Source organism: Xylophilus sp., assembly GCA_009914555.1.
In the GTDB taxonomy this organism is placed as follows: domain Bacteria; phylum Pseudomonadota; class Gammaproteobacteria; order Burkholderiales; family Burkholderiaceae_C; genus WNDY01.
On sequence record WNDY01000114.1, the window covers coordinates 1 to 5,253 of the forward strand.

Genomic DNA, 5,253 nt, shown 5'->3' on the forward strand with positions numbered 1-5,253 from the left:
TGGCACCTGCTGCCAAAAACCAGAAGGCTCCAATCGAGAAGCCATTCTTCAGCGATCTTCGCGTTAGTGGAAAATTCGATGCAAACAAGAGCCGTTTCGATGCGAGCGAGTTTCGCATGGAGCAGGGACCTGCCGACAACCCCTATGTTGTGAACGGCAAGGCGCTGATTGATTACGGTGATACGCCGCGCTTTGAGATCAGCGCTGATGGCCAGCAGATTTTTTGGGGTTCGGTCGATACGCAAGAGAGCCAAGCGGAAGTGCAGACCATTCCGATAGCCGATCGAGTCGCGATTGCCCGGCGAATACTGGAGCAATTGCCGATACCTGGCATGCCTGGCAATGTCGATTTGCGTCTGCCTGCGGTAATTGCAGGTGGTACCACAATCCGTTCCGTGACCGTCAGCGCCGAGCCTGATGGCAATGGCTGGAATATCCGCCAGTTCGCAGCCGACCTTCCAGGTCGCACAAAGGTTGAAGCCAAGGGCAGGCTTTCAGTGGGACGCGATTTCGGGTTCGCGGGTGATATGCTTGTGGCCTCACGCCAGCCATCCGGTCTTGTTTCGTGGCTCAATGAAACAGTCGATGAATCGATCCGCAAACTCGATGGCGTCGGTTTTTCAGGCAAAGTCGATCTGCGCGACGGAATGCAAAGCATCGATAATCTCGAAATCGGACTTGGCAAAACGACACTCAAAGGCAGTTTCTTGCGTCAGATAGCAGGTTCAGCTGAACCTGCTATCACTTTGCGCCTACAGGGTGGTTCTGTCGACAGCAATGCTTTACGGGCGTTTACTGGCTTTTTCTCGGACGGCCACGGCATGGCCTCGCTTGATGGACAGGCGCTTGATATCGGCTTTAAAGCAGGCCCAGTCCAGTATGAGGATATGGAAGCAGGCAGCGTCGATCTTGCTGTACGCGTGCATGGTGGCCGTTTTGATTTTGATCGCTTGATGATCAATGACGTCGCGGGCACAACGCTCACTGCAACGGGAACTTATGAGCCTTTTGCGACTGCGCCATCTGGCTCGCTGGATGCGACCTTGTTGTCTTCCGATCTTTCGCAATTTCTGACTTTGGCTGCGCATCGCCATCCGCAGGTTCCGTTCTTCCGCTCGCTTTCAGCGCGCGCGGATAACTATCCGGGCCTGTTCGAAGACACTGAAATCAACATCATAGCAAATGCGGTTGCACCGCCCAGCAACGTTGCCACATCGACAACCGCCGCGAGTAAAAATGCGGGCAAGGATAAAAGCGCGCGCACCAAAGAAGCGAACACAAAGACACCAGCCAAAGGTGGAGAAGCCTCGTTCAGTGTGACTGGCAAAGCGGGCGGGATGAAGCTTGATCTATCCGGAACAACGAGTGGTGGCAGCTCCGACAGTGATCCGATGCAAATGCAGCTTAATGGCACAGCATCGTCGCCGAATGGCGAGACAGTGCTGGCATTGCTGGGAGTTCCATCTTTGCCACTTGGCCTTGCTGGTGAATTGACCGCTGATCTGACGATGCAGGGTGCACCAAGCGCTGGTATGCTTACTCAACTCAAGCTTACCGCGCCTGACGGTAACGCGGTCGCCGATGGTATTCTCTCATTGGTTGGCGGCGATATTGCTGCGAGCGGCAAGGCTCAGTTGATATCGGCCGATTTGCAGCCCTTCATTGCGACGGCCGGTTACACACTTCCTGGTTTTGGGGAAGGGCTTTCTGCCGATCTCTCCAGTGATTTTCAATTCGCAAAAGGTTTGCTGCGCTTCCCAAATTTCACAGGAAAACTTGGCGGCGATGACATCTCTGCACGCATAGAGGCGAATTTTTCTGACAGTGGTCTGCCGCAGATCAAGGGTGAAGCAAAGCTTGCATCAATTGAGCTGGCGAGCCTTGCTGGGATCATGCTTGGGCAGGATGCGATAGAACCGACAAAAGCGGGTAAAGGGTCTGTGTGGCCGAAAAACACTTTTGCTGTTCGACCGTCATTGCCGTTGCTCATGGACATGAAACTGACCGCAGCCCAGGCGCATATGGATGGATTTGGAACAGTCAGTGATTTTTCCACGCGGCTGCAAAAAAGCATTGATGGGCTCACGCTTGGTGAACTGACTGGAAATTGGGCTGGTGGCTATCTGGTTGGTAACGTTTCGCTGCGCAATAACGACAAGACTGCACTGTTGACCTCTGACCTCAAATGGAGTGGCGCTGCATTTCAGGACTTCTGCCATCTGCCAGATGGTGGCATCCCGCTTGCCGGGACAGTGAAGGCCGCATTGTCGCTGAACGGTAGCGGCACAAGTGTCGCGGAGCTCGTGTCATCACTTGCGGGCACGGGAAGTGCAGATGTTGAAAACTTCGCCATCAACGGGCTTGATGCTGCTAGTTTCCCTGCGATGTTGACAGCAGCTGATACACTGGCAGATCAGCCTACAGGTGCCACGCAGATTGATGCGAAGCAGTTTGTGGCAATTGCCGATAAAGCAGTTGGCCAAGGGCAGTTTATTGCAGGCATGACCAGATTTGATTTCACCGTCGCCGGTGGCATCGCGCGACTTTCGCCATTTAGTTTGAGCGCTGGCGATACGGTGCTTTCTGGTGACTTGCAGTTTGATCTTTCCACGCTTGCTTTGGGTGGTACTGGCAGCTTGTCTTTCAAAAACGCAGATAATGCGGAAGCTGATGGCGCTGCCAATTTGCGTTATTCAATCGGCGGCACTTATGACGCGCCTTCGGCTCAGTTTGACCTTCAGCCGCTGGTGCAATTCCTCACACAGCGTGCGCTTGAGCGTGAGCAGGAGCGCGTTGAAGCGATGCAGGCAAGCATCGTTGAAAAACAGCAGCTGCGTCGCCAACTTGATTTGCTTACTTCCGATGAACAGGAACGCGAGCGTGTGAAGCAGGAAGAGGAAGCGCGCAAAAAAGCTGAAGCCGATGCACGGGCGGAGGCCCAACGCAGGGCTGAGCAAATGCAAAATGATGGGGCTACCATACCTGTGCCAAGTGGCGGCGGAGCACCTCTCAATGGCCAGAATGGTCAGTCGCTTAATGATTTCCTGAAGAGTCTAGAGCCTTCGCCAGATACGCAGCCCAGCCCACAAACTCAGCCTTAAATTAGGTTAATTTGTTACTGGCAGTTTGGCTTTAAGCCATTCAAGCGCATGAAGACGCAAAGCTGATGAAAGATTTATCATTCGGTCGCGTTGACTGTCGATTTCCGCGATGAGAGCGGCAACGGCCATCTCACGTTCTTGAGCTATCTCTTCTATGATTTCATAGAAAGGGTCCTCCAGCGTGTAGCTGGTGGCATGTCCACGAATGCTGACGGAATGCTTGCGAAGCCGGGCAGAGACACTCATGCTCCGTCATCCGGTTTCTTGCTCGGCTCCAGCCGATTGAGGGTGAGGAATTTTTCAGCTTTTCGCGTTTCTTCTCGCGCGAATTCTTTCTCGGCTTTCGTGCGTCCATGAAGAATACGGTTCTGCTCGGCCTGCTGTTCTTTCGACTGGCGAGCCTTCTGTTTCTTGAACTGGCGCAGATTGACGATATCGCTCATGAAAGCCTGTTATTCGATTAGTGGGTTAGGCTTGTAACCGCCCCTGTTATTTTCTTGGCGTTCTGGGGTTTGTAAACCACCAGATGGCCAATGACAGCACAACAAGCATAAGCAAGCCGAACGTCATTTGCCAGAGCGGAAAATTCGGCTCATCCTATGCAACGAATACCGCAGCAATAAGCCCGCTGAGCCACAAGACTGCCTGTGCAATTAAACGCAGCATAAAACCACCATCCAAATCGTTGCCAATATTTGTATAATTATCGCCTAATTGTCCGTATGCCTTGATTAAAGTCAATTGGGCAAAAAATCTGGCTTATGGGAAGGTCGCTTTTGAGCGCGCAAATGAAAACGCCAGAGAGGAAAACCTGCTCTGGCGCTGATCTCATAAGGAAGGCTTAAGCTTACTTCTTGCGGAAAGAATCAAGCGAAACGACATCCGCAGATGGCTTGGATTCTGCATCATCGCCTTCTGACGCTTCGGTTTCCTTGGCGGCTGCATCTTCCTTTTCCGCAGCAGTTTTGCGCGGTTTTGACTTCGGCTTTTTGGCCGGGGTCTCTTCAGAAGAAATCAGCTCAATCGAAGAAATATTACTGCCTTCGTCATTGTCACTGGTCGGCTGGACGACGGACACATCGAATTCCAGCTCGAAGTTCACGGAAGGATCGTAAAAACCGCGGATAGCCGAGAACGGAACGGTGAGCTTTTCAGGGACATCACCGAAGGACAGACCGATCTCAAAAAGCTGGTCTGTCACTACCATATCCCAGAACTGGTGCTGTAACACGATCGTCATCTGCTCAGGGTATTTTTCCTTGAGGCGCGATGAAATGCGCACACCAGGCGCTCCCGTCAGGAACGTGATGAAGAAGTGGTGGTTTCCAGGCAAGCCAGTTGACGCGACCTCCCCAAGAACCTTGCGAATGACGCCGCGGAGGGCTTCCTGAGCCAAAATATCGTAACGGATCAAATCCTGCACCATGATTTGCTTATCCCACGGATTCGCAGGTTGATGTCAAGTTTGTTCTCAATTGAATTGAAAATTATATCGTGAAAAAACTCAACTCCCACGAGGGTGGGACTGTAAAAGCAATCAAGGCGCGAATGTGAAGGGGGAGGAAGACCTAACAGGCTGTTGAAGAAGTCTCTGGTTTGGCCTTCAGCACGGCCTCGTCTCCGCTATCGTATGCGAACGTGATCTCGATCGCGCCATCATCGAGTAACTCGGCATGACCGTCGCCCGATACTTCGTCCATTTCATCGCTTCCGCGCCATCTGAAGAAGACCATGGACGTGCTGTAGCCGAGATCGAGGCTCGCTTGCATCGCACCGAAGGCGATTTCGCCATGCCCGTTGGCCCCGATGGTGATTGTGGCGGGGTCAACCAGGTCGAGATAATCCCGATCCCATAGATCGGCCTCGACGATCCGCCAGCGGCCAATCAGGCGGCAGTTCGGGGCCGCGCTCATGACGACACCGCCAACAGTTTCGGCAGCCGCACCAGATCATAGGCGGCGGCCGCGAAGGTGAAGGCCCATCCGACGCGGTCGCGGCCACGGAACTTCGTCTTGTCCTGCCCCGCGACGGTCTTGATCCAACCGAACGCCTCCTCGATGCGCTTGCGGATGCGCAAGCTGACCCCATAGCCGGAATGGCGCGTCGTGCGCCCGTCAATGGCCGAGCGGCGACCATTGACGTTCTGCGCCAC

At 53.6% G+C, this 5,253-nt stretch carries 6 protein-coding genes; 1 reads left to right on the top strand and 5 read right to left on the bottom strand.

Translation table 11 applies throughout. The features are described from left to right. Positions 1 to 3,101 (top strand): AsmA-like C-terminal region-containing protein (locus tag GAK38_RS23325; protein WP_325347270.1); only part of this gene is annotated, 3,101 nt, incomplete at its 5' end. 6 nt (positions 3,102 to 3,107) lie between these two features. On the opposite strand, the gene GAK38_RS23330 is transcribed toward GAK38_RS23325, so the two are convergent. From GAK38_RS23330 to GAK38_RS23350, 5 genes are all read right to left on the bottom strand, one after another. Further along, on the bottom strand, positions 3,108 to 3,347 hold the full coding sequence (locus GAK38_RS23330; RefSeq protein WP_007875722.1) for a ribbon-helix-helix domain-containing protein: 240 nt from the start codon (positions 3,345 to 3,347) through the stop codon (positions 3,108 to 3,110). Further along, positions 3,344 to 3,544, bottom strand: coding sequence for a DUF4169 family protein (locus GAK38_RS23335; RefSeq protein ID WP_007875721.1), 201 nt, complete (start codon positions 3,542 to 3,544; stop codon positions 3,344 to 3,346). The genes GAK38_RS23330 and GAK38_RS23335 overlap by 4 nt, the downstream gene beginning before the upstream one ends. A 404-nt stretch (positions 3,545 to 3,948) precedes the next feature. Continuing rightward, positions 3,949 to 4,527: an SspB family protein gene (locus GAK38_RS23340; protein WP_325347271.1), complete on the bottom strand. Its 579-nt coding sequence runs from the start codon at positions 4,525 to 4,527 to the stop codon at positions 3,949 to 3,951. 142 nt (positions 4,528 to 4,669) lie between these two features. Further along, positions 4,670 to 5,014, bottom strand: coding sequence for a hypothetical protein (locus GAK38_RS23345; protein ID WP_325347150.1), 345 nt, complete (start codon positions 5,012 to 5,014; stop codon positions 4,670 to 4,672). Beyond that, the coding region (locus GAK38_RS23350) for a transposase (protein WP_325347151.1) at positions 5,011 to 5,253 on the bottom strand (243 nt) is incomplete at its 5' end. The genes GAK38_RS23350 and GAK38_RS23345, both read right to left, overlap by 4 nt.